This window comes from Parasphingomonas zepuensis (assembly GCF_036663735.1).
Classification (GTDB): domain Bacteria; phylum Pseudomonadota; class Alphaproteobacteria; order Sphingomonadales; family Sphingomonadaceae; genus Sphingomonas.
Map to the genome: position 1 here is coordinate 25504 of NZ_JAXOJO010000008.1, position 25166 is coordinate 50669.

Sequence of the window (25166 nt, forward strand, 5' to 3'; positions counted from 1 at the left end):
GCGGACAGACATGGAAATTTGATGCCGCACCACTCTCCCCTCATCGCCACGATCGTCGCAGGCCTCGTCGTCGCCTTCCTGATGGGCGCCCTCGCCCATCGGCTGAAAGTGTCGCCGATCGCCGGCTATCTTCTGGCGGGCGTGCTTGTCGGCCCGTTCACGCCGGGGTTCGTCGCCGATGCCGCCCTGGCCAACGAACTGGCCGAGATCGGCGTGATCCTGCTGATGTTCGGCGTCGGCCTGCATTTCTCGCTGCGCGATCTGCTGTCGGTTCGGAACATCGCGGTGCCCGGCGCTGTCGTGCAGATCTCGGCGGCGACATTGCTCGGCATGGCGCTGGGCTGGGCGCTCGGCTGGACCTTGATGGCGGGCTTCGTGTTCGGCCTTGCGCTGTCCGTGGCGAGCACGGTCGTGCTGCTGCGCGCGCTGCAGACCCGCAACCTGGTCGAAACCGAGCGCGGCCGGATCGCGGTCGGCTGGCTCATCGTCGAGGATCTGGTGATGGTCCTCGCCCTGGTGCTCCTGCCCGCCGTGGCCGGCATCGCGAACGGTGCGGCCGAAGGCGGCACGTCATCTCTCGTCGCCCCGCTGGTCGGCACCTTGTTCAAGGTCGCCGGGTTCATCGCGCTCATGCTGCTGGTTGGCCGGAAGCTGATCCCGATGGCGCTGCACTGGGTGGTGCATACCGGATCGCGCGAGCTGTTCCGCCTCGCCGTCCTGGCGATCGCGCTCGGCGTGGCATTCGGTGCTGCCTATGTGTTCGACGTATCCTTCGCGCTCGGCGCCTTCTTCGCCGGCATGATCCTCGGCGAAACCCAGCTCAGCCGCCGCGCGGCCGAGGAGACCCTGCCGCTGCGCGATGCCTTCGCCGTGCTGTTCTTCGTCTCGGTCGGCATGTTGTTCGATCCCGCCGTGGTGATCGAACAGCCACTGCCGTTGCTCGCGACAGTCGCCATCATCATCCTCGGCAAATCGATCGCCGCCTTCGGAATCGTCAAGGCGTTCGGCCATTCCGGGCGCACGGCCTTTACGGTCGCGGCAAGCCTCGCGCAGATCGGTGAATTCTCCTTCATCCTGGCGTCGCTCGGGGCCGAACTGAACGTGCTGCCGGCTGATGCGCGTGATCTGATCCTGGCCGGCGCGATCATCTCGATCTTCCTCAACCCGTTCATCTTCTCGCTGGTGGTTCCCCGCCGGGAGGAAGACCGCGTCGTCGCCGACCCGCAGCGGCCGGAGCCACAGATGGGCCACATCGTGCTGGTCGGCTATGGCCGGGTCGGCAGCCTGATCGCGGCCGACATGCGGAGCCGCGACCGTTCCTTCGTCGTGATCGAGGATCAGCCGGACATGGTGCGCAAGGCGCAGGCCGACCAGATGGCCGTGCTGCAGGGCGACGCACTCGATTCGCGAACGCTCGAAGCCGCCGGCATCCGCCACGCGACGAAGCTGATGATCGCCATCCCGGAAGGTTTCGAGGCTGGCGCCATCTTCGAGCACGCGCGGGCGCTCAACCCCGACATCCGCGTCATCGCCAGAGCGCATTCGGATGCAGAGGTCGCCTATCTCGCGAAATGCGGTGTGCCAGAAGTGGTTATGGGCGAGCGCGAGATCGCCGCGCGAATGCTCGAACTCGCGACGGCACCGCAGGCAGAGGTCACGACCTAGGCCTGGGGTCGGGCGATGAAGGTACTATTCCTTCATTGCCTCGATCAGTTTTTTCACTTCCTGGCTGCGGCCGCGCGGGAGGATGAGCACGTCGTTGCCGCTGGCGACGACGATCAGGTCTTCAACGCCGACCAGCGCGATCCGCACGCCGTCCGTGCGCACCAGGCAATTGGCGGTCTCGATCGCGAGCACTTCGCCCTGATGGGCGTTGCCGGCTGCGTCGAGATCGCTGATCGCATGCAGCGCATCCCAGCTGCCCAGATCGCTCCAGCCCATGCTGACCGGCACCACTGCCACCCGGTCGGCCTTTTCCATCACCGCATAATCGATCGAATCCGACGGAGACTCTGCAAAGGCGGCCGCATCCGGATAAATGCGTCGCCCCTCGGTGCTCGCCGCCGCCATCGCCTGCTCGCAGGCCGCCAGCATCGCCGGGGCATGATCACGCAATGCCGCCAGATAGCGGTCGGCGCGGAACAGGAAGATCCCGCCATTCCAGGCATGGTCGCCCGCGGCCAGCATCGCCTCGGCCTTGTCGCGCGGCGGTTTCTCCACGAAATTCGCCACGCGGTGGACGCCCCCGGCAATCTCCTCGCCGACATGGATCCAGCCATAGCCGGTCTCCGGCGCCTGCGGATCGATCCCGAAGGTGACCAGCCACCCGTCGAGCACCAGCGGCATCGCGGTATGGATCGCGGCATGGAACGCCGCCACATCGGCGATGACATGGTCCGACGGCATTATCAGCAGCGGATCCGCCCCGCCGCCTGCCGCCAGCGCCGCCAGCGCGATCGCCGGCGCCGTATTGCGCCCGACCGGCTCCAGGATCAGCGTCTGCGCCGATGCCTCGACCGCCGCCAGCTGCTCCTCGACCATCTCGGCATGGCGCGCATTCGCTACCACGATCGGCGCCGCGAACCGTTCGCCGTGCGCCCGCCGCGCCGTCAGCTGCAGCATCGTCTCCTGCGCCGTCAGCGCCAGCATCTGTTTCGGCCGCTCCGACCGCGACATCGGCCATAACCGCGTGCCCGACCCTCCCGACAGAATGACAGGAATGATCGGCTTGGAAAGCGGCATACGGTGGTCTCCTGTGAATTCGCCATAGCCCGGCGGGGGCAGCTTAGAAACTGTTGTGGATCAAGGACGATCCATCTCTTTTCGCGCCACGGGTTCGCCGCCGCCACTTTGCGCGAAAAGCAGTGTCCAACCGCTATTCTGTCAATTTCCACGACAGCCCTGCCGTGTGTCGGATTTGTTTACACTTTGCCCGGTACAAGGCCAGCCATGAGGCGGCCTTACAACTATCCCGCGCGCAGTATCGCTCCCTCGCCGGATCGGGCCGGCTGAGCGGATGCCGGTCGCCGTCATCCTGTGGAGTCACGCGCTCGCCGCCCTGCTCTTTGCGGGCGTCGCGCTGACCCGGCTGCGCGATGCCGGCACCGCCCTCCCCCGCCTCACCTTCGTGGTCGCGCTGGCCATCACCGCCCTCTGGGCACTGGCGGTGGCCGGGATCGGTCCGGCAGATCTCGTCACGCTGATCGCCGAAAGCGCCCGCAACCTGGCGTGGCTCGGCTTCATGTTCGCGCTCGTCCGGCGCGATCGGGATGCGCCGGAGGCGCGCGCCGTGGCGGTCCTGTACGGCGTCGTCGTCCTTGTCGCGCTGGCCGGCGTCGGACTTGCCATCACCGACGAAGTGATCGGCCGCGGCACCCTGGCACCGCTTGCCCGGGTCCAGCTCCTGCTGCGCGCGATCGTCGCGATCAGCGCGCTGGTGCTGGTCAACCATCTCCACGCGGCGGTCTCGCCCAAGGCGCGCGGCGGCATCCGGCTGGCGGTGATCGCCCTTGCCGCGATGTGGTGCATCGATCTGTTGCTCTATGCCGTCGTCTATCTTGCCGGCGTCCGTTCGTCCGAATTGCTGGCTGGACGTGGGCTGGTGATGGCGCTCGCCGCGCCGCTATTCGCGGCAGCGGTGCAGCGCAACGGCGACTGGACCCTCCAGCTCTCCCGCACCGTCGCCTGGCAGACCCTCTCCTTCGCCGCGGCCCTGCTCTACGCGGTCGTCATGGTGGCCGCGACGAGCGTGATCTCAGTGTTCGGCGGCGGCGAATCCCGCGTGTTGCAGACCGCCTTCGTATTCGGATCGACCGCGGCGGCCCTTACCGTCCTGTCCTCGCCCTGGGTCCGTGCCTGGACCAAGGTGAAGCTCGCCAAGCACTTCTTCCGCCACCGCTATGATTACCGTGCCGAGTGGATCCGCTTCACCGACACCCTCGGCAAGCCCGGCGAAGGTGCCGCGCCACTGGACGAACGCATCGTGAAGGCAATCGCCGACCTGACCGATTCGCCCGCCGGCCTGCTGCTCGTGCCCGACGGCGCCGGCCTCGGGATCGGCACCGGCTGGAACTGGGACCCGGACGCGCTGCCCGCGACCGGCGGCGACGAAGCACTCGCAGCCTATCTCGCGGCGACCGGCCGCATTATCGAGATGGACGCGGTACGGGCCGAAACCACCGATCCGGGCGACATCGCCAGCGTGCCGCTGTGGATGACCGACGAGGCCGACGCCTGGGTATTGGTGCCGCTGGTCCATCTCGACCGGCTTCAGGGCGCGGTCCTGCTGGCGCGCCCGCCGCTCGATCGTGCGCTCGACTGGGAGGATCTCGACCTCCTGCGCATCGCCGGCCGCCAGGTCGCCAGCTACCTCGCCGAGGCCCGCGCGCAGGAGGCCCTGTCCGACGCGCAGCGGTTCGACGAGTTCAACCGCCGCTTCGCCTTCATCATGCACGACATCAAGAATCTGGTGAGCCAATTGACCCTGACCGCGCGCAACGCCGAACGCCACGCCGACAATCCCGAATTCCGTGCCGACATGATCGCCACGCTGCAGGATTCGGCCGGCCGCATGAACGATCTTCTGGCGCGCCTGTCACAGCATAATTCCGGGCGAGCCGAGGAATTGCGCCCGATCGAGCTCGCCCCACTGATCGAGCGAGTCGCGCAGCGGCGACGGGCGCAGCACCCGATCGCCACCATCGTGCACGGTGAGGCCATCGCGCTCGCCGATCCATCGCGCCTCGAACAATTGCTCGGCCATCTCGTCCAGAACGCGATTGAAGCGAGCGCCGCGTCCGAGCCGGTGACGATCGCGGTGTCGAACGAGGAGGCGCATATCGCGATCGACATCATCGACCGTGGCTGTGGCATGTCGCCGGCCTTTCTGCGCGACAAGCTGTTCAAGCCTTTCGTCTCCTCCAAGCCCGGCGGCTTCGGCATCGGCGCGTGCGAAGCACGGCAACTGGCCCAGGCAATGGGCGGCACCGTCACCGTCACCAGCCGCGAGGGCGAGGGCTCGCGCTTTCGCGTCACCCTGGCCGCCGCGCGCGGCACTTCCATGGAGCACGCGGCATGACCGGCGCACCACAGGCCCGTCCCAGGCTGCTGATCGTCGAGGACGATCTCGGGCTGCAGCGCCAGCTGCGCTGGGCCTATGAGGATTATGAGGTGTTCGTCGCGAGCGACCGCGCCACCGCGCTCGACGTGATCCGCGCCGAGGAGCCGGCGGTCGTCACGCTCGATCTCGGCCTGCCGCCAGATCCGGACGGCGTCAGCGAAGGGTTCGCCACGCTCGAGGCGATCCTCGCGCTCAAGCCCGACATCAAGGTGATCGTCGCGTCCGGCCACGGCGCGCGCGCCAGCGCGCTGAAGGCGATCGGCGACGGCGCCTGGGATTTCTATGCCAAGCCGATCGACATCGATGCGCTTGGCCTGATCGTCGCGCGCGCCTTCCACGTCCACGCGCTGGAAGCGGAGAACCGGCGCCTCGCCGAGCGCCAGGAGGGGGAGACCGCCCTGGGCGGCATGATCACCGCGGCTCCAGAAATGCTGAAGGTCACCCGCACGATCGAACGCGTCGCCGGCGCCGACGTGTCGGTGATGCTGCTCGGTGCGAGCGGAACCGGCAAGGAACTGCTCGCCCGCGGCGTGCATGATTCGAGCCCGCGCGCGAAAGGCGGGTTCGTCGCAATCAACTGCGCGGCGATCCCCGAGACGTTGCTCGAAAGCGAGCTGTTCGGCCATGAAAAGGGCGCCTTCACCGGCGCCGTGAAGACGACCGAGGGCAAGATCGAGCAGGCCAATGGCGGCACCCTGTTCCTCGACGAGATCGGCGACGTGCCGCTGCCGCTCCAGGTCAAGCTGCTGCGTTTCCTGCAGGAGCGCGTGATCGAGCGGATCGGCGGGCGCAAGGCGATTGCCGTCGACACCCGCATCGTCTGCGCGACTCATCAGGATATCGACGCGATGGTCGCGGAGGGGCGTTTTCGCGAAGATCTCTATTACCGCCTGGCCGAAATCGTCGTCCGCATTCCGTCGCTGGCCGAGCGGACCGGCGATGCCGGGCTGCTGGCGCGCCATTTCCTCAAGAAATATGCACGCACGATGGGCAGCGCCGTCACCGGCCTGGCGCCGGACGCGCGCACGGCGATCGATGGCTGGGGCTGGCCGGGCAATGTCCGCGAGCTGGAAAACCGCATGAAGCGCGCCGTGATCATGGCTGAGGGCAAGCTCGTCACCGCCGCCGATCTCGATCTCGCGCCCGGCGTGGACGAAGCGCCGCTGAACCTGCGCGCCGCGCGCGAGACGGCCGATCGCAAGGCGATCCGCCATGCGCTCAACCGTACCGAGGGCAATATCTCGAACACCGCGAAGCTGCTCGGGGTGAGCCGCCCGACCTTGTACGATCTGCTGAAGAGCTATGATCTGCATGTCTGATGCCCGGATGATCCACAAACCGGGCCTCTCCCGCTTGTCGAAGGACCGCACTTCCTCCTAACGAGGCGCCACCGGGCTGGCCTGGGGCCGTTTGTGGCCAGCCGCCCGGCTCGAACGGAGTTGGAATGTCAGACGATTCAGCCCTGATCCGCATCGCCGATGCGCTCGAACGCCTGTCCCCGCCGGCGCCGCCGCCGGCCGATCCGCTCGCGCATCCCGCTTATGTCTGGCGCGGCGACACGCTCACCGCCGCGCGCGATTTCGCCGGCCTGCCGCTCGAGCAGCTCCGCAATATCGATCTGCAAAAGGCTGCTTTGGTCGACAATCTGGATCGCCTTGCCCACGGCGCCGCGGCGCATGACGCGTTGCTGTGGGGCGCGCGCGGCACCGGCAAGTCGGCGCTGGTCAAGGGCGCGGTGGCGCACGTCCAGGCCGCTGGCGGCAATCTTGCGCTGATCGAGGTCGTAACCACCCGGCTCGACACCCTCCCCACCCTGTTCGCCGCGATCGCCCCAGTGCCCCGCGCCTTCGTGTTATTCATCGACGATCTCGGCTTCGACGCGGCCGGCGACGCGCGCGCGCTACGCTCCATGCTGCAGGGCGGTGCCGAGGCGCGCCCGGCCAATGCCCGGCTGATCGTCACCTCGAACCGCCGCCATCTGATCCCACGCGACATCGCCGAGCAGGAAAGCGCGATCAACCCGCGGGACTCGGTCGACGATCAACTCGCCCTGGCCGACCGGTTCGGCCTGAGCCTGGGCTTCCACGCAATCGATCAGGACGCCTATCTGGAGATCGTCCAGGGCTATGCCGCTGCCTATGGTCTTGCCTTCGATCCGGTCGATGCGGTCGGATGGGCAACGCGGCGCGGCAGCCGTTCCGGCCGCGTCGCCTGGCATTATATCGTCGATCTGGCGGGCCAAAGCGGGCAATCGCTGGGATGAAACGATGATAGTGGCTGATCCGGTTTTTGTTCCCGGCGGGGTTGCTTGACTCGATAGCGCCGCGGCGTTGACCTCGGCCCATGGCCAATATCGGCGCCTTTGATCTGTGCGAGCGACTGTCCCCGACCGTACCCGTCTGGGTCACGCAGGTCGGGGTCGCCGTCATCACCGTCTGCACCGCGCGGATCGTCCGGCTGGCCTTCGATCTCGTCGCCGGCGGCGCGGCGCCCTTCGCGCTGATCTATCCCGCGATCATGCTGGCGACGCTGTTCGCCCGCACTCTGGCCGGCATCGTCACGGCCACGATCATGATCGTCTATATCTGGTACTATTATTATCCGATCCAGGGCTCTTTCCGGTTCGCCGATCGAACCGGCGTCCCGGCCCTGGCCATCGTGATCCTCACCGCCATCATGACGATCGCCATTGCCGAGATCTTTCGTCGCACTGCCCACAAGGCCACCCGGGAACGCGACCGCGAGATCGCCGACCGCGACCTGTTCCTCGCCGAGTTCGATCACCGGATGAAGAATAACTTCGCGATCGTGGCCGGTCTGCTGGATCTGCAGAAACGCCGCTCGAACGATCCGGCGACGGTCGAGGCGCTGGAAACGGCGCAGATGCGCGTCGACAGCATCGCGCGTGCGCACCGCCATCTCTATCGCGGCAGCGGACAGCCTGGCACCGTCGAGATCCGCGATTACCTGACCGATCTGAGCGCGGCGCTGGCGGAATCGCTGTTCCTGCAGGGCGGCATCACGCTTGTCTGCGACAGCGACGCGGCAGCAGTGCCGCGCGACCGGGCCGTGTCGATCGGCCTAGTCGTCAACGAACTGGTCACCAATGCCGCCAAGCATGCCTTTCCCGGGCGCGATCTCGGCACCATCGCCGTCACTTTCCGCAACCGCAGGGATGGCGGCTGGACCCTGACGGTCGCCGACGACGGCGTCGGCATGGTCGGCACGAAGGCACCGGGAGCCGACCACGGCCTGGGCAGCCGGCTGGTCGAAGCCTTTGCTCGGCAGGCGGCCGGCACGATCGCGATCGACAGCGGCCCGGCGGGCACGCAGGTGGTGATGGAGCTCGCAGCCAAGGCTTCGCCTCACCACCCGCTCCCGCCCCCACGAGAGAAGAGCGATGCTCGCAAACGACGGAAACAGCCTGCCTCCTGAACCACGCCTTCGCTGTCCCTTCGACGGGATTTATGGACACCGTTCAATTAATCTGTTGCCCGCGCGGAATAACCGCGCATAGCGCAGTCATGGGACGCAGATCGGATCATAGTCGACAGGAACTGAAGGCGCTGATCCTGGAGCAGGCGCATCATCACATCGCCGAGGTAGGGTTCGCCAGATTCTCCGCGCGCGAGGTCGCCAAGCGGATCGGCTACACCGTCGGGACGCTCTATAATGTCTATGGCACGCTCGATCGGCTGTTCGCCGCGGTGAACACGCGGACGTTCGGGGCGTGGGCCGATGCCTTGGAGGCAGCGCTGGAGGAAAGCGGCGAAGACCGGATCGCCGCCCTCGTCGCGGGCTATTTCCACTTCGCCCACGCGCACCGCAATCTGTGGAACGCCATTTACGATCATCACCTTCCGGTCGGGGAGGCGGTCGATGCGGAGCAGGTGCAGGTGCGCGGCAGGCTGACCGGGATCGTGACGAACGAGGTCGAACGCGCGCTCCCGCCGGCGCGGCGCGGCGATGCCGTCGCCATCACCCGCTCGCTCATCGCCATCGTCCACGGGCATTGCTCGCTCGATCTCAGCGGCTCCTTCGCCCTGATGGGCGGTACCGATGCCTGCGCCGATGCCTTGACCCGCGTGCGCGAGGTCATCGCCTATGGCAGCGGCGCCCCTGCCGCGGCGGACCTGGCGCACTGACCATCATGGTCCGCGCGCACTGCTGGTGGTAAGGGTCGTGAGGGGCGCGACCGCGCCCGGCTGGATCGCCGCCCTCCTGCGGCCACTCATCCAGCCCGAAAGGCCAAAAAATGTTGATCCGCGCCGGCTACGACATCAGTTTCGCAAATGATTGGCCAGTGCCGATGCTGGCGAACCTGAGCGTCCATCCATCGCGCAACAAGGATCTGCGCACCGCGCAGCGGATCATGACTGAGCCCGATGTGCCGCTCTATGATTATGTCGATTCCTTCGGCAACATCTGCACCCGCCTGACGATACCGGAAGGTGGCATCACCATTTCCTGCGGCTTCCTGATCGAGGACCCGTTCGAACCGGACGAGGTTGCCCCGGACGCGCGACAGGTGCCGGTCGAGGCGCTGCCGGACGACGTGCTGCAATTCCTCCAGGGCAGCCGCTATTGCGAAACCGACCGGCTGTCCGAAACCGCCTTGGAGCTGTTCGGCGGGGTCGCGCCTGGATGGGCGATGGTTCAGGCGATCGTCGGGTACACGCATGAGCGTATCCGCTTCGATTATAGTCAGGCGCGCGCAACGAAGACGGCGTGGGATGCGTGGGAGGAGCAGGTCGGCGTCTGTCGCGATTATGCGCATCTTGCCATCGCGCTCTGCCGCTGCATGAACATCCCGGCGCGCTATTGCACTGGCTATATGGGCGACATGGATCTTCCGGCGATCGTCGGCGAGATGGATTTCTCGGCCTGGTTCGAGGCCTATCTCGATGGACGCTGGTATGTGTTCGACGCCCGGCATAACCGGCCGCGGCGCGGGCGGATCCTGATGGCGCGCGGGCGCGACGCGACTGACGTAGCGCTGACCAACACGTTCGGCCGGACGACGCTGACTCGCTTCCAGGTCTATACCGACGAGGATCGCCTCGGCATGGTCGCCTGAATCAGGCGAGCCGCCGCTCACGCAGCAATGGCGCCTCGTCCGGCTCGCGGCCGCGAAAGGCAATGAACGAAGCCATCGGATCGCGGCTGTTGCCGGGCGCCAGCACTTCTTCGCGGAACCGGGCCGCAAGCGTTGGATCGAAGATATCGCCCGCCTCGACAAAGGCGGCAAAAGCATCGGAGTCGAGCACTTCCGACCAGAGATAGCTGTAATAGCTGGCGGCATAGCCACCGTCGAAGACATGGGTGAAATGGGTCAGGCCGTGCCGCGGTGCAATCGCCGCCGGCATGCCGAGGTCGGCAAGCGTGCTGGCGGCGAGCGCCCTGGCGTCGGGCGTCGCATCCGCGCAACGATGAAGCGCCAGATCGACGATCGCCGAGGCCAGGAATTCGATCGTCGCATAGCCCTGGCCGAAATCGTCGGCATGGCCGATCGCCTCGATCAGCGCGGCAGGCAGGCCAAGCGCCGCCAGAGTCTCGGGCGCGACGATCCAGTGCTCCATGAACTTGCTCGGGAATTCGACGAAATCCCGCGCCACCGCGGTGCCAGCCTGGCTCGGATAGGCCGCGTCGGACAGCAACGCGTGCAGTGCATGGCCGAATTCGTGAAACAGGGTCCGCGCCTCGTCGATCGACAGGCCGGTGTCTGCGCCGGCCGGCGACTTGGCGAAATTGGCGACGAGATAGGCGATCGGCAGCACCGCCCCGTCGAACCTTTCCTGCACCCGCAACGATCCCATCCACGCACCGCCATGCTTTTCGGCCCGCGCGAAATAATCGGTGTAGAGCAGCCCGATCTCGGCGCCATCGCCGGCCGACACCGCCCAGGCGCGAACGTCGGGATGCCACCCGGGCAGATCCTGCCGATGCTCGAAATTCAATCCGTACAACCGGCCTGCGGTGGCAAAGGCAGCGTCGCGCACGCGGTCCAGCGTGAGATTCTCCTTCACTTCGCCGCCGTCGAGCGCATAGCGTTCACGGCGCACGCGCTCGGCGTAGAAGCGCCAGTCCCAGCCGGCGATCGCGAAGCTTTCGCCATCGGCCTCGGCGATCCGTTGCAGTTCGGCCTGCTCCGCCGCGGCCTGGAGGAGCGCCGGGCGCCAGACCCGCATCAGCAGTGCTTCCGCTGCCTCCGGCGTCTTCGCCATACTGTCCGCCAGCGCATAATCAGCGTAATTTCGGTACCCGAGCAGGCGCACCCGCTCCTGCCTCAGCGCCAGGATGCGATCGACCAGCGGGCCATTGTCGTGCGGGCCACCGTCGCAGCGCGAGATGAAAGCGCGCCACATCGTTTCGCGCAGGTCGCGCCGGGTGGAGAAGGTCAGCAACCCTTCGGCATCGCCGCGATCGAGCGTCAGCAGATAGCGCCCGTCATGGCCCCGCGCCTCGGCCCGGCGCGCGGCGGCGGCGATCATCGGCTCGGGCAGACCGTCGAGATCAGACGCGTCGAGCAGCATTTCCCACGCGGCCGCGGCGGCCAGCACATTCTGCCCGAAGCGCGTCGACAGCGCCGAGAGCTCCTGCGCGATCGCGGCAAAACGTGCCTTGCCCGCCGCGTCGAGATTGGCGCCCCCTTCGATGAAGCCGCGATGGCTGTCGTCGAGCAGGCGTACCTGCGCTTCGTTCAGCCCGAGCGTCTCGCGCTTCTCCCACAAAGCCCGGACGCGCGCGAACAGACGCGGATCGTGCGACGTGGCGATGCCATGCTCGGTCAGCAACGCCGACACCACCGGCTCGATCTCGCGGATGGCGGCATCGGCCTGGGCCGACGACAGCGTCCAGAAGATGCGCCGCACCCGCGCCAGCCTGGCGCCCGATCTCTCGAGCGCCTCGAGCGTGTTGGCGAAGCTGGGCGCCGCCGGGTCTTCGGCAATGGCGGCAATCTCGGCCGCCGCTTCAGCGATCGCCGCGCGGAACGCTGGCAGGAAATCCGCGCTTCGGATCTGCGCGAAATCAGGGGCCGCGAACGGCAACCGGCTTTCGTCGAGCAACGGATCGCGGTCGAGCAGTGCGGTCACGACGCCGTCACCTCGTCGGTATGGACGTCGAAACCGGTCAGGGTGGCCGATCCGAAGGTCGTCGTCAGCGCCGTGTCGGTCGCGTCGCGCCCGCGCGCCATCAGGATCCGCCCAATGCGCGGCCGGTTGTGCCGGGCGTCGAAGGTATGCCAGCGATCGCCGAGATAGACGTCGAACCAGGCGGAGAAATCCATTGGCGCGTCGACCGGCGGAATGCCGATATCGCCGAGATAGCCGGTGCAATAGCGCGCCGGGATGTTCATGCAGCGGCACAGCGCAATGGCGAGATGCGCGAAATCGCGGCACACGCCCTGGCGCTCCTGATAGGCATCCCACGCCGTCTTGGTCGATCGCGCGAAATGATAGCCGAACTCGATATGGTGATGCGTGAAGTCGACGATCGCCTGCACGCGCTGCCAGCCCGGTGCGATATGCCCGAACAGCGACCAGGCCGTTTCCGACAGCCGGTCGGTCTCGCAATAGCGGCTGCCGAGCAGGAAGAGGATGACGTCGTCCGGCAACTCCTCCACCGCATGCTGCACGGCGCCGGGCGCCGCCGGATCGGGCAGCCCGTCATCCTCGATCGTGAAGTCGCACGACAACGTCATGCCGCCGACCGGTACCGTCACCCTGGTACAGACGTTCCCGAACGCATCGAGATAATCGTACATCGGCACGTCGGGCGCCGCGGTGATGCGGTGCGGCGTCACCAGATCCTTGTTGCGCGACGGATGGATGCTCAGCATCGCCATCATCGGCGTCGGAACGTCGGTTTCGTAGCGTATCTCGTAACCGGCGCGGATCAGCATCAGGATGACTTTCTACCGGTGGCGGAAATGGCATAGGGGGACGAAACGCTCTGATCGACGGAGATGTCCACGGACACTTCCATGTCGATGAAACTGCCGGGAAATCCCGCCCAGGTGCCGGAAATCGGGACTGCCTGATAAATGTCGCGCGCGATGGCGACGCGGATCAGCCCGCGATTGCCGATGATGCCGTTGGTCGGATCGAATTCGACCCAGCCGGATCCCGGCAGATAGACGCGGACCCAGGCATGGGTGTTGCCGCCGCCGGCGCGCTGGTCATGCTCGGACGGGCTGTAGACATAGCCGGAGACGAAGCGCGCCGCGAAGCCGAGCGCCCGCACCGCCTCGATCATCAGCATCGCATAATCGCGACAGGTGCCCTTGCGCCGCGTCAGCGTTTCGATCGGGCTCTGCGTGCCCTTTTCGGGGCGCGAGACATAAGTGAACTCGCGCTTGATCGCGGTCGTCATCTCCGAAAGCATCGCCAGCGTGTCGGTCTGGCCAAGCGGATTGACGAAGCGTCGCGCCCAGCTGTCGATCTGACGGAGCGGATCGAGATGCTGGCGCTCGATCGAGCGCAGCAGGTCCGGCATTTCCTCGGAGGAATAGGTGAACGGATAGAAGCGCGCATAATCCTCGATATCGACATTCTGCACGGCCGCCGGATTATGCTCGACCCGGATGCGGCTATCGAACACGAGACGCTTCGCCCGTTTGTCGAACGACGCTATGGCGACGGAATTGCCGAACACGTCCTGCAGCCAGCGCAGCTCGCAGGGCGGCGGATCGATGGTGAGCGTCGCCTCGATCAGATGCTGGTCATAGCTTTCGCGCGGACGCACCATGATGCGGTGCTCGCCAAAGGACACCGGCTGGCGATAGGTGTAGGTCGTCACATGAGAGAGAGTCAGGAAAGGCATCGGACATCCGTCGCATGAACAACCATCCGAGCCAATCGCTGCTTACGGCGGAAGAACCGCCGCCGGTCCGCCTCATCAACCCCGCGGGAGCGTCTCCGTTCCTTCTGCTGGGCGATCATGCCGGCAATGCCATTCCCGCCGCGCTTGGATCGCTCGGGCTGGGGGGAGACGATCTCGGCCGGCACATCGCCTGGGATATCGGGGTCGGCGGCCTGGGCGCGGTGCTTTCCGAAGCGTTGGACGCCGTGTTCATCCGGCAGCATTATTCGCGCCTCGTCGTCGACTGCAATCGCGATCCGGACGCCCCGGACGCGATACCGGAGATCAGCGACTTCACGGCCGTCCCCGGCAATGCCGCCATGACGCCATCCGCGCGCGCGGCGCGCCTCGCTGCGATCCATCAGCCCTATCAGGCGGCGATAGCCGCCGAGATCGAGCGGCGCCACGCCGCCGGCATGGCAACCGTCCTCGTATCGCTCCACAGCTTCACGCCCAGCATGAACGGCCGGGATCGCCCATGGCAGATCGGCGTGCTCTACGGTGAAGGAGACACGGGCTTTGCCCTCGCCCTGCTCGATCTGCTGCAGCGGCGCGGCGCCTGGACGGTGGGCGACAACGAACCCTACGCCATGGACGGCATCGATCACACCATCCCGCGCCACGCCTATCCCGGCCGGCTCCCTTATGCCGAACTGGAAATCCGCCAGGACCTGTTGAGCACGCCCGAACAGCAGGCCGGGTGGGCGGCCCTGCTCGCGGAAATTCTGCCGACGACACTGACCGCCATCGCCTGACCGGGAGATCCTAGCCCAGCGTCTCGACCTGCTCGGCCAGCTGGAGCCAGCGCAGCTCGGCTGCCTCCTTCTCGGTCCGGGCGACGTCGATCGCCTTCATCAGCCGGTCAAAGGCACCGGGATCGCTGGCATAAAGATTGGGGTCCGCCAGCGCCGCCTCGTCGCGCGCGATCGCCGCATCGAGCTGCTCGATGCGCTTGGGCAACAGCTCGTAATCGCGCTGATCCTTATAGGTCAGCTTCACGCGCGGCGCCGGCGGTGCGGTCGGCTCGACCTTGCGCGGATTGGCCCGTTTCCCGCCGGACACGCGCTGCTTGCGCCGCTTCTCCCAATCCTCATAGCCGCCCGCCACGACATCCACCGTGCCCGAACCATCGAGCCCCAGGGTGATCGTCACGGTGCGGTCGAGGAAGTCGCGGTCATGGCTGACGATCAGAACGGTGCCGTCATAGTCCGAGATCACTTCCTGCAGCAGGTCGAGCGTCTCCAGGTCGAGATCGTTGGTCGGCTCGTCAAGCACCAGCAGGTTGGACGGCCGCGCGAACTCGCGCGCCAGCAGCAGGCGCGAGCGCTCGCCGCCGGAGAGCGTGCCGATCATCGCATCGACCAGCCCGGGCTCGAACAGGAATTCCTTGAGATAGCCAATGACGTGCTTCTTCACGCCCTGCACCTCGATCCAGTCGCCGCCATCGGCCAGCACCTCGCGCACCGTCTTGTCCGGCGCCATCAGGCTGCGTTGCTGGTCGATGACGATCGCGTCGAGCGTCTTGGCCAGGCGGATATGCCCCTCGTCAGGGGCCAGTTCTCCGGTCAGCAGCTTCAGCAGAGTCGATTTGCCCGCCCCGTTCGCGCCGACGATACCGATCCGGTCGCCACGCGTGATGCGCAGGGTCAGGTCCTTGATGATCGGACGGTCCCCGAAACTTTTGGACACGCCCTTCACGTCGATCACCACCTTGGTGCGCGCGTCATCGGTGCCGATCGTGAGATTGGCAGTACCCTGCGGCCCCATCATCGCGGCGCGGACCGCGCGCATCTCGTGCAGCTTGGACAGCCGCCCCTGGTTGCGCTTGCGCCGGCCCGTCACGCCGCGCAGCAGCCAATGCTCCTCCAGCTTCAGCTTGGCGTCGAGCTTCTCGGCGTTGCGCGCCTCCTCGGCATAGACCTGCTCGGTCCACGCCTCGAACCCGCCAAAGCCGACTTCGGCGCGGCGCACCGATCCGCGATCGAGCCACAAAGTCTGCTTGGTCAGACGCGTCAGGAAGGTACGATCATGGCTGATCGCGATGAAGGCGCCGTTGTAACGGCCGAGCCAGCCTTCGAGCCAGTCGATCGCCGCGATGTCGAGATGGTTGGTCGGCTCGTCGAGCAGCAATACGTCCGGCTCGAGCGACAGAGCCCGCACGATCGCCGCGCGGCGCCGCTCGCCGCCCGAGGCGCTGGCCGATTCGCGCGACAGGTCGATGCCGAGCTGATCGGCGATCGCCTCCGCCTCGTGTCGCGCCGGGGCTTCGTCGCCGGCAAGCACATAATCGAGCAGCGTCGGGAAGCCGGTAAGATCCGGTTCCTGCTCCAGCAGGATCACGCGCGTGCCCGGCACAATCGTGCGCCGGCCCTCGTCTGCCTCGATCTTGCCGGCGATCAGCTTGAGCAGCGTGGTCTTGCCCGCGCCGTTGCGGCCGATCAGCGCCAGCCGGTCGCGCGGCTGTACATGGATGTCGAGGCCGCGGAACAGCCATCCCGAGCCCTGGATGATGCCGAGATTTTCATATGCGAGGATTGGTGCTGCCATGCGGCTCCGTTAGGGTGCCGTGCGAGGTCGGGCAAGCGCCGCCCGCCCACGTTGCCGGCTATTCCCATGTGACCCTTGCCTGACACGTGCATTCACAGGCTGTTCAAGCCTGCGTGCCTATGCAAGACGCAATGAAGATGCTCGTACCGCTTGCGTTATCCGCCCTCGCCGCGCTCGGCCCTGTGTCCGCCCCGGCGGAACCAGGGCAGCGGCGCGACCAGCAGGAAGCGTTCGATCAGCTGCGCCAGGGCCGCATCATGCCCCTGCGCGAAATCGAGGCGCGCGTGCTTCCCCGGATGAACGGCGCGCAGTATCTCGGTGTCGAGCTCGATCCCCAGACCAGTATTTACACGCTCAAGTTCGTGCGTAAGGGAACGGTCATCTGGGTCTATGTCGATGCCCGTTCGGGCAAGGTCGTCGGCCAGGACGGAAATTGAACGCCCGTGTGGCGTCGTCGGAGAGGATAATCCAATGCGCGTTCTGATCGTCGAAGACGAGCCAAGCCTGGGCCAGCAGCTGAAGAACACGCTGGAAGGCGCTGGCTATGCCATCGATCTCGCCACGGACGGCGAGGAAGGCCATTTCCTCGGTTCGACCGAGAATTACGATGCGATCGTGCTCGATCTCGGCCTGCCCGAGATCGACGGGCTGACCGTGCTGGACCGCTGGCGCAAGGAAGGCCGCACCGCGCCGGTGCTGGTGCTGACGGCGCGCGACAGCTGGTCGGACAAGGTCGCCGGCCTCGATGCCGGCGCCGACGATTATGTCGCCAAGCCGTTCCAGTCGGAGGAGCTGATCGCCCGGCTGCGCGCGCTGATTCGCCGCGCCTCGGGCAACGCCTCGTCGGAGCTGATGGCGGGCGACGTCCGCCTCGACACCCGCTCGGGCAAGGTCACGCTGGCCGGCGAGCCGGTCAAGCTGACGGCGCAGGAATATAAGCTGCTCAGCTATCTGCTCCACCACAAGGGCAAGGTCGTCAGCCGCACCGAATTGATCGAGCATATCTACGATCAGGATTTCGATCGCGATTCGAACACGATCGAGGTGTTCGTCACGCGCATCCGCAAGAAATTGGGGCAGGATGTCATCACCACCATCCGGGGGCTTGGCTACAGCCTCGAGGATCCGGATGCGTGATCCCGTCCCAGTGACGCTCCATGGCTGACGGCGAGGCCGCGCCCGCGGCCGAAACCCCGGTCACGCCTGCAAAACCGGTCGAGGAGAGCGGCCCGGCCCCGACCGTCTACCCGAAGCAGAAGACCACCGGCTCGCTTAGCCGGCGCATGATCTTCATCGCGGCCGGCTGGATCATCCTGCTGCTGACGGGCGGTGGCTTCGCGCTCGACCGGGTCCTCACCGCCGCGATCACGCGCAATTTCGACGACCAGCTCGAATATGTGCTCACCGCCCTGATCGTCTCGTCCGAGATCGGGCCGGACGGCGAAGTCGTGTTCAACCGCGAGCCGGCCGACCAGCGCTTCCTCGAGCCTTATTCCGGGCTTTACTGGCAGGTCAGCGCGAAGGGCCGCGAATCCTTCTCGTCGCGCTCGCTCTGGGATCGCCGGCTCGGCTTCGGCAGCGACCATAGCGATATGGCCGTGCACACTTATGACAGCCCGCAGTTCGGCGAAGAGAAACTGCGCATCGTCGAACGCGACGTCAAACTGCCCGGCGCCGCGACGCGCTGGCGCTTCCAGGTCGCGCAGAGCCGCGACGGGCTGGACGCCCAGATCGAGACGCTGCGCAAGACGCTGGTGCGCAGTTTCCTGCTGCTCGCGCTCGGCCTGATCGTGATGGCCGCGCTCCAGACCTTTTACGGCCTGTGGCCGCTGCGCCGCGTGCGCGAGGAAATCGCGCGGATGCGCGCGGGCAAGTCGCGCCAGGTCGAGCGCGCCATGCCCAACGAAGTCGCGCCGCTGGTCGAGGAGCTCAACGCCCTGATTGAGCATAACGAGAAACAGGCCGAGGAAGCGCGCCGCCATGCCGGCAATCTCGCCCATGCGCTCAAGACGCCGCTGACCGTGATCATGAACGCCGCCACGGCCCAGTCCGACGATCTCGGCGAGACGGTGATCCGCGAGGCGCGCACGATGCGTCGCCAGGTCGATCATCACCTCGCCCGCGCCCGCGCGGTCGGCCGCCGCGGCTCGGCGCACAGCCGGGCCGACGTCTGGCCGAGCCTCGAATCGGTCGAGCGCGCGGTCGCCCGGCTTTACCGCCATGTCCGCATCGACGTGACTGGGCCGAAAGGCCTTCAGGTCCATGTCGAGCGCCAGGATCTGGACGAGATGCTCGGCAACCTGATCGAGAATGCCGCGAAATATGGCGGCGGCAGCGTGTTCGTCACGGTCGGCGCTCAGGCGGGCTTCGTCGAGTTCCTGATCGAGGACGACGGCGTCGGCATCCCCGAGGAGGAACGCATCCGCATCTTCGATCGCGGCGCGCGCCTCGATACCGGCAAGCCCGGCACCGGGCTTGGCCTCGGCATCGTGCGCGACGTCGCCGAGATTTACGAGGGGACGGTCTCGTTAGAAGAGAGCGAGGATCTCGGCGGCCTGCTCGTGCGGCTCAGATTGCCCGCCGCAAATTAATTCCTCCCGTGCCGGGGAGGAATCTCAGGCCGCTACCTTCAACTCCTGCATCACCTCGGCAGTGATCGTCAGGCTGCGCTTGCGCGCCTCATGATCGTAGATCGAGCTGGCGATCATCAGTTCGTCGACCCCGGTCCGCTCCACGAACGCGGCGATCTCCCGCGCCACCTTGGCCGGGCTGCCGACTGCCGAACATTGCAGCACATGGTCGAGGATCCGCTCGCCCTGCGGCCCGAGGCTGGCGCGATAATCGGCGACCGGCGGCCGTAGCTTGCCCGGATTGCCCGTCCGCAGCGCAACGAAAGCCTGTTGCTGGGAACTCGCCAGCAATTCGGCCTCGGCATCGGTATCGGCCGCGAACACGTTGAACCCGGCCATCAGATGCGGCTTGGCCAGCGCCGCGGAAGGGCGGAACTCGCGGCGATAGATCGCGATCGCGTCCTTCAGCGAGTCAGGCGCGAAGTGCGAAGCAAAGGCATAAGGCAGCCCAAGCATCGCCGCGAGCTGTGCCCCGAACGTGCTCGATCCGAGGATCCACAAAGTCACGTCGGCGCCGGCGCCGGGGGTCGCGCGAATGCCGGTGCGGCCGTCATCGGCGAAAAAGCTCTGCAGTTCGACCACGTCGCGCGGGAAGGCGTTCGCATCGCTCTCCAGATTGCGGCGCAAAGCGCGCGCGACGATCTGGTCCGATCCCGGCGCGCGGCCAAGGCCCAGGTCGATCCTGCCGGGGAACAGCGCATCGAGCGTGCCGAACTGCTCGGCGATCACCAGTGGCGAATGGTTGGGCAGCATGATGCCCCCTGCCCCGACCCGGATGGTCTCCGTCGCCGCCGCGACATGGCCGATCACCACCGCGGTCGCCGCGCTGGCGATGCCCGCCATGCCGTGATGTTCGGCCACCCAGTAACGGCTGAAGCCGAGGCTTTCGGCATGGCGCGCCAGATCGGCGGCATTGGCTAGCGACTGGGCGACGGTGCCGCCTTCGACGACGGGCACGAGATCGAGCAGGGAATAGGCTGTCATGCGAGCAAGATGGGGTGGCCTGACGGCCAGTGGAAGCCCCCAATCCCGCCGCCCGGCCAATCAAAGCTATCCACGGCGCACATATTCCTTCGTCCCGCGTGGCACGATCAGAACGTCACCGAATAGCGCACCGCCCCGCCGATATCGTCGGGCAGTGTCGCGAAATTGCCCGGGTCCCTGCGCCAGAACAGGTTGCTCTGGACGGCGCCGCCCAGGAAGGGCAGCGCGTAGCGCGCTTCCAGATCGATCTCGCGGCCGGTCGGCGCGAGGTTGAGCCGCTGGGTAGTCCACTCGGTCACGCGCAGCGTGTCGTAGTCGTAAAAGGTCGGCAACCGCAGGTCGATGCCCCCGCTCGCGACGCGGAGCGGCTGGGCGATACGCAGCCCGGCGCTGTCGAACCGGCCGAACACCCCGGCCTTGCCGATATCGCCGGCAAAGGCGCTGGTCCGGATGAACCCGCGTCCGGTCAGCCCGCCCCGCACCTCGGCCTGCGTCCAGCCGCGGCGCAGCGATCCGCCGAGCCTCCAGCCGGCGCCCATCTCCCATCGGGCCGTGCCGTCGAGGAACCAGCTCGTCCCGCGCGTCCCGCCCAGCGCATCGCCGAAGCGCGCACCGAGCACGGTATCCCGTTCGGCCAGCCGCGTGCCCGTCAGCCCCAGCTGCAAACCGCCGAAGCGGCGATCGATCGTGATTGCGGCCCGGTCATAGCCATAACGCAGGTAACGGCCCTGCAGCGCCGGCATCCGGTCCGCGTCGCGCGTCAGCACGTCCCCGCGCTCGATCGCCGCGGTCAGGCCGATCGCCCCGAATTGCTGGCGGATCGCACTCGATCCGGTGATGCTGCTGTCGAAGCCCTGGCCCTGCACCGGATCGCGCGCGACGAGAAAGGCCGGCTCCACCCGTCCGGCAAGGCGCGCGCTCAGCGCTGCACTACCCTCGGCAAACCCGATGGCGAAGGCCGCATCGCTGCCCAGCCGCTTCGTCACGATCCCGGCGATCGCCCGCGCGCGTGCCGCATCGCCGCTGTGCAGGGTCATGCGCAATACGCTGGCGCCGGTCTGCGCCGGCGCGATGGTCAGCGCGACGACCGTGTCGTCGTCGAGCCCCGCCGAGAAGCTGCGCTGCCGCGATTCGAGCACCCCGCCCAGCGTCCGCGACGGGCCGCTGCGGTCGATCGTCCGCGCCAGATCGATCGCAAAGGCGCGGCTGAACCCGTCGAGGATCACTGCGCCCAGCCCGCCCTGGCGCGCATCGCCCATCGGGGCCGACAGTGTGGCGTTGACGTTCAGCGACGCGACCGAATGCGTGCCCGCCACCGAGCTCGTGCCGAGCGGCGAAAAGGCGGCGGTCAGATCGAGCACGCCCTGGCCATAGACGGCGTCGTCCCCGATCGCACCGGCGTCGCGCGCCGACATGTACAGGATCTCGACGATCTGCGCGCCGGTCAGGTTTGGAAAGGCCTGCGCCAGCAACGCGACGGCGCCGGCGATCTGCGGTGCAGAAAAGGAGGTGCCGCTCCACAGCAGCGGCGTATCCTTCTCGTCCGGCGCACGCACATGCTCGCCCACCGCCGCCAGATAATGCGCGACGCTGTTGCCGGCGCGGTTGCTGAAGCTGGAGATCGCGTCGCCGCCCGGCGTCCGCGCATCGTTCGCGCCGACCGATCCGGCAATGATCACCAGGCCCCGCGCCTGGGCGAGGTTGGCGACCTGCGCGAAGGGGTCTGGATTGACCGCGCGATCGGGATGGTCCTCGAAATCATTGCCGGCCGAGATCACGATGACGATCCCCGCAGCCGTCGCCTGGTTGATCGCTTCGATCAGGGTGGCATTCGCTGCCTCCCCGCCCAGCGATATGTTGACGACGCGTGCGCCGTTGTTCCGCGCCAGATCGAGGCCACGCGCGATCGCCCCGTCCTCGAACGAGCAGCCGCCATCGTCGGATGTATCGGCGCAGCTGCCCGGCGTATCGGCCCGCGCCACGATCAGCGCTGCGTCGAACGCGATGCCGTGCGTGCCCGCGCCGTTGCGCCGGCCGGCGATCGTGAACGACACCGCGGTGCCATGGCCGCCTTCGTCATCGACCGTCCCGTTGCCGGCGGTCGAGGCGGAATCGGGGTCGATCCGGCTGCCGAACTCGGCGCTCTGCAGGTCGATGCCGCTGTCGATCACGCCCACGGTGATGCCGGCTCCGGTCGCCGCGCGGTTATAAGCGGCCAGCGCATTGGCCGATACAGCGCCGACCGTCGCGCGATATTCGGCCGTGTCGGCACTGGTGGGTGTGGGAGTCGGCGCAGGTGTGGGCGTTGGCGTCGCGGGGGGCGTCGGGGTCGGCGTCACCGGGGGCGTGGGCGTGTTGCCGATGCCGCCCCCTCCCCCGCCGCCACAGCCCGCCGCGGCGAACAGGCAGGCAAGGCCGGCTGAGCGCAGCAATCGCTGCCTGGTCACGATCGCCATGCGGCTCCCCTCTGTTCGGAAAACGGCGCCGCGCCGTGCTTTCCACTGCCCCGATGGCGATGCCCCCCGACCCGCCTTAAACCGCTCCAAACCCCGCCTTGCCCCGGGCGCAGTGCGGGCCTAGAGCCTCGGCCGCCATGCTCGCGCGTCTCGCACCTATCCGCAACTGGATTTTCGATCTCGACAACACGCTGTACCCGGCGAGTGCACGGCTGTTCGATCAGATCGACTTCAAGATGGGCGCCTATATCGCCGAACGCTTCGGCTGCGATCTGGTCGAGGCGCGCCGCATCCAGAAGGGCTATTTCCACGGCCACGGCACCACCCTGGCCGGGCTGATGGCCGATCACGGCGTCGATCCACACCAGTTCCTCGATTTCGTCCATGATATCGAGATGGACGTGCTCGAGGAGAACCTCCCGCTCGCTGCCGCCATCGCGAAGCTGCCGGGGCGCAAGATCGTCTTCACCAATGCCGACACGCCCTATGCCGGCCGCGTGCTCGACCGGCTCGGCCTGGGCGCGAGCTTCGAGGCAGTGCACGATATCCACGCGATGGACCTGAAGCCCAAGCCGCAGGAATCGGCTTATGCCGGGCTGTGCGCCGCCTTCGACATCGATCCGCGCGAAAGCCTGTTCGTCGAGGACATGGCCCGCAACCTGAAGCCGGCCAAGGCGATCGGCATGACGACCGTCTGGGTCGACAACGGCTCGGAACAGACCGCCGATATGGACCGTGATCATATCGATTTCACGACACACGACATCCGGCACTGGCTGGAAGAGATTTTGGAGGGGGCATGAGCGACTTGCAGGGCACGATCGAGGCAGCGTGGGACGCGCGCGACGGGATCAACACCGGCACGACCGGTGCAGTGCGCGATGCGGTGGAGGCAGCGCTCGCCCAGCTTGATTCCGGTGCGGCTCGCGTCGCCGAGCCGGACGGCAATGGCGGCTGGCGAGTCAACCAATGGCTTAAGAAAGCCGTGCTCCTGTCCTTCCGCCTCAACGATAACGCGCTGATCGATGGCGGCTCAGCCGGCTCCCCCGCATTCGACAAGGTGCCGTCCAAGTTCGCCGGCTGGGGCGAGGCCGAGTTCCGCGCGGCCGGCATCCGCGTCGTCCCCGGTGCCGTCGCGCGCCGCGGCGCCTTCATTGCGAAGGGCGCGATCCTGTTGCCGAGCTTCGTCAATATCGGCGCCTATGTCGGCGAAGGCACGATGGTCGATGCCTGGGCCACGGTCGGCAGCTGCGCCCAGATCGGCAAGAACGTCCATCTCTCGGGCGGCGCCGGCATCGGCGGCGTGCTCGAGCCGCTCCAGGCCGATCCCGTCATCATCGGCGATGGCGCCTTCATCGGCGCACGCTCGGAAGTGGCCGAGGGCGTTCGCGTCGGCGAGGGCGCAGTGCTGTCGATGGGTGTCTATCTCGGCGCCTCGACCAAGATCGTCGACCGCGCGACCGGCGAAGTGTTTCGCGGCGAAGTGCCGCCTTATGCCGTCGTCGTCCCCGGCAGCCTGGGCGGCGGCGGCGGCAAGCCGGCGCTGTATTGCGCCGTGATCGTCAAGCGCGTCGATGCACAGACCCGCTCGAAGACCAGCATCAACGAGCTGTTGCGGGATTGATCCGGGCGCTCGCCTGTCTGGTTCTGCTGCTGGCGGCCGCACCCGCGCCGCCGGCGCCCGACACGCGGTTGCCGATCGATTCCGCGCGGATCGTGCGTACGTTGCCGCACGATCCGGCCGCCTTCACTGAAGGGCTCTTCTACCGCGACGGCTTTCTCTACGAAAGCACCGGGCAGGTCGGCGAGTCCTCGATCCGCAAGGTCGATCTGCTCACCGGCAAGGTCCTGCGCAGCGTCACCGTGCCGCCGCCCTATTTCGGCGAGGGCATCACACCGGTCGGCCGGCAGATCGTCAGTCTCACCTGGCAGCATCATATCGGCTTTCGCTGGTCGCTCGACGGTTTCCGCAAGCTGGGGCAGTTCAGCTATCCCGGCGAAGGCTGGGCGCTGACCACTGACGGTACGGCCGTCATCATGTCGGATGGCACGGCACAGCTCCGTTTCCTCGATCCCGCAACGATGAAGGAACGCCGCCGCATCACCGTCACCGTGAACGGCCGGCCGCTCGATCAGCTCAACGAACTCGAATATGTCGATGGCGAGATCCTCGCCAATATCTGGCGGACGCGGTTCATCGCCCGGATCGATCCGGGTGACGGGCATATCATCGGGCTGATCGATCTCTCCGCCCTGATCGCGACGGTCGCCGCGACCGATCCGGAAGCCGTGCCCAACGGCATCGCCTGGGACGAGAAGGGCCGGCATCTGTACGTCACCGGCAAGGAATGGCCCAGCCTGTTCGAAATCAGCCCACCCAAAGGATAATCCTGCCTTCACCTTTCCGTTCGCGGACGGCCGCCGGGGAAGGCCTGTTCAAGACAAACGCCCGAAAAGGTCTGCCCTGCCGCCCTTCCCGCAAGCAGACTGGGAATAAAGCGGTAGCTAGCGTCTCGACAACGTCACAAGCCCCTCCTATCCCGCCCGCATCATCTGAGGGGAATCCAC

21 protein-coding genes are annotated in these 25166 nt (G+C 67.0%); 14 read left to right on the forward strand and 7 right to left on the reverse strand.

Annotation, left to right across the window (positions count from 1 at the left end):
• Positions 1-21: 21 nt before the first annotated feature.
• Complete coding sequence (gene ybaL / locus U1769_RS22860) at positions 22-1665, forward strand: YbaL family putative K(+) efflux transporter (protein WP_332720405.1); 1644 nt, start codon at positions 22-24, stop codon at positions 1663-1665.
• A 24-nt stretch (positions 1666-1689) separates the two neighbouring features.
• Here the strand turns inward: ybaL and U1769_RS22865 are convergent, their stop codons facing one another.
• Positions 1690-2742, reverse strand: a complete 1053-nt coding sequence (locus tag U1769_RS22865) for a mannose-1-phosphate guanylyltransferase/mannose-6-phosphate isomerase (RefSeq protein ID WP_332720406.1) — start codon at positions 2740-2742, stop codon at positions 1690-1692.
• 274 nt (positions 2743-3016) lie between these two features.
• Between U1769_RS22865 and prsK the strand changes: the two genes are divergently transcribed.
• From prsK to U1769_RS22895, 6 genes are all read left to right on the forward strand, one after another.
• Positions 3017-5077, forward strand: coding sequence for an XrtA/PEP-CTERM system histidine kinase PrsK (gene prsK, locus U1769_RS22870; protein ID WP_332720407.1), 2061 nt, complete (start codon positions 3017-3019; stop codon positions 5075-5077).
• Positions 5074-6438 carry a PEP-CTERM-box response regulator transcription factor gene (gene prsR / locus U1769_RS22875; RefSeq protein WP_332720408.1) on the forward strand — a complete coding sequence of 455 codons (1365 nt, stop codon included), beginning with the start codon at positions 5074-5076 and terminating at the stop codon, positions 6436-6438. Before prsK ends, prsR begins: the two co-directional genes overlap by 4 nt.
• A 125-nt stretch (positions 6439-6563) precedes the next feature.
• On the forward strand, positions 6564-7382 hold the full coding sequence (locus U1769_RS22880) for an ATP-binding protein (RefSeq protein ID WP_332720409.1): 819 nt from the start codon (positions 6564-6566) through the stop codon (positions 7380-7382).
• 80 nt (positions 7383-7462) lie between these two features.
• A complete protein-coding gene (locus tag U1769_RS22885) occupies positions 7463-8554 on the forward strand; it encodes a sensor histidine kinase (RefSeq protein WP_332720410.1) in 1092 nt (363 codons plus the stop codon).
• A gap of 89 nt (positions 8555-8643) precedes the next feature.
• Positions 8644-9264 carry a TetR/AcrR family transcriptional regulator gene (locus U1769_RS22890; RefSeq protein WP_332720412.1) on the forward strand — a complete coding sequence of 207 codons (621 nt, stop codon included), beginning with the start codon at positions 8644-8646 and terminating at the stop codon, positions 9262-9264.
• 110 nt (positions 9265-9374) lie between these two features.
• Positions 9375-10196 carry a transglutaminase-like domain-containing protein gene (locus tag U1769_RS22895; protein ID WP_332720413.1) on the forward strand — a complete coding sequence of 274 codons (822 nt, stop codon included), beginning with the start codon at positions 9375-9377 and terminating at the stop codon, positions 10194-10196.
• 1 nt (position 10197) lies between these two features.
• On the opposite strand, the gene U1769_RS22900 is transcribed toward U1769_RS22895, so the two are convergent.
• From U1769_RS22900 to U1769_RS22910, 3 genes are read right to left on the reverse strand one after another with little or no spacing between them, the layout of a single operon-like run.
• Positions 10198-12213, reverse strand: coding sequence for a M3 family metallopeptidase (locus U1769_RS22900; protein ID WP_332720415.1), 2016 nt, complete (start codon positions 12211-12213; stop codon positions 10198-10200).
• Positions 12210-13022 carry a transglutaminase-like domain-containing protein gene (locus U1769_RS22905; protein ID WP_332720416.1) on the reverse strand — a complete coding sequence of 271 codons (813 nt, stop codon included), beginning with the start codon at positions 13020-13022 and terminating at the stop codon, positions 12210-12212. The genes U1769_RS22900 and U1769_RS22905 overlap by 4 nt, the downstream gene beginning before the upstream one ends.
• The gene (locus U1769_RS22910) at positions 13022-13942 is read right to left on the reverse strand and encodes a transglutaminase family protein (protein ID WP_332720417.1); all 921 of its coding nucleotides are present in this window, start codon (positions 13940-13942) and stop codon (positions 13022-13024) included. Before U1769_RS22910 ends, U1769_RS22905 begins: the two co-directional genes overlap by 1 nt.
• A 14-nt stretch (positions 13943-13956) precedes the next feature.
• Here U1769_RS22910 and U1769_RS22915 point away from each other — a divergent pair, with 14 nt between their 5' ends.
• Positions 13957-14736, forward strand: a complete 780-nt coding sequence (locus U1769_RS22915; protein WP_332720418.1) for an N-formylglutamate amidohydrolase — start codon at positions 13957-13959, stop codon at positions 14734-14736.
• A 10-nt stretch (positions 14737-14746) separates the two neighbouring features.
• Here the strand turns inward: U1769_RS22915 and U1769_RS22920 are convergent, their stop codons facing one another.
• Positions 14747-16528, reverse strand: coding sequence for an ABC-F family ATP-binding cassette domain-containing protein (locus U1769_RS22920; protein WP_332720419.1), 1782 nt, complete (start codon positions 16526-16528; stop codon positions 14747-14749).
• 131 nt (positions 16529-16659) lie between these two features.
• On the opposite strand from U1769_RS22920, the gene U1769_RS22925 reads away from it, so the two are divergent.
• The 3 genes from U1769_RS22925 to U1769_RS22935 all read left to right on the forward strand — a co-directional run bounded on the left by U1769_RS22925 (position 16660) and on the right by U1769_RS22935 (position 19119).
• Positions 16660-16965 (forward strand): PepSY domain-containing protein, encoded by a 306-nt coding sequence (locus U1769_RS22925; protein ID WP_332720420.1) that lies wholly within the window; start codon positions 16660-16662, stop codon positions 16963-16965.
• 34 nt (positions 16966-16999) lie between these two features.
• A complete protein-coding gene (locus U1769_RS22930) occupies positions 17000-17665 on the forward strand; it encodes a response regulator transcription factor (RefSeq protein ID WP_332720422.1) in 666 nt (221 codons plus the stop codon).
• Between the two features lie 146 nt (positions 17666-17811).
• Positions 17812-19119, forward strand: coding sequence for a sensor histidine kinase (locus tag U1769_RS22935; protein ID WP_332720546.1), 1308 nt, complete (start codon positions 17812-17814; stop codon positions 19117-19119).
• Between the two features lie 24 nt (positions 19120-19143).
• Here the strand turns inward: U1769_RS22935 and U1769_RS22940 are convergent, their stop codons facing one another.
• Positions 19144-20142 carry an LLM class flavin-dependent oxidoreductase gene (locus U1769_RS22940; RefSeq protein WP_332720424.1) on the reverse strand — a complete coding sequence of 333 codons (999 nt, stop codon included), beginning with the start codon at positions 20140-20142 and terminating at the stop codon, positions 19144-19146.
• Between the two features lie 107 nt (positions 20143-20249).
• Positions 20250-22598, reverse strand: a complete 2349-nt coding sequence (locus tag U1769_RS22945) for a S8 family peptidase (protein WP_332720425.1) — start codon at positions 22596-22598, stop codon at positions 20250-20252.
• 137 nt (positions 22599-22735) lie between these two features.
• Here U1769_RS22945 and U1769_RS22950 point away from each other — a divergent pair, with 137 nt between their 5' ends.
• Genes U1769_RS22950 through U1769_RS22960 form a run of 3 tightly spaced genes read left to right on the forward strand, consistent with a single transcriptional unit; the run spans position 22736 to position 24986 of the window.
• Positions 22736-23401 carry a pyrimidine 5'-nucleotidase gene (locus U1769_RS22950; RefSeq protein WP_332720426.1) on the forward strand — a complete coding sequence of 222 codons (666 nt, stop codon included), beginning with the start codon at positions 22736-22738 and terminating at the stop codon, positions 23399-23401.
• Positions 23398-24222, forward strand: a complete 825-nt coding sequence (dapD, locus tag U1769_RS22955; protein ID WP_332720427.1) for a 2,3,4,5-tetrahydropyridine-2,6-dicarboxylate N-succinyltransferase — start codon at positions 23398-23400, stop codon at positions 24220-24222. Before U1769_RS22950 ends, dapD begins: the two co-directional genes overlap by 4 nt.
• Positions 24219-24986, forward strand: a complete 768-nt coding sequence (locus U1769_RS22960) for a glutaminyl-peptide cyclotransferase (protein ID WP_332720428.1) — start codon at positions 24219-24221, stop codon at positions 24984-24986. The genes dapD and U1769_RS22960 overlap by 4 nt, the downstream gene beginning before the upstream one ends.
• The last annotated feature ends 180 nt before the right edge of the window (positions 24987-25166 follow it).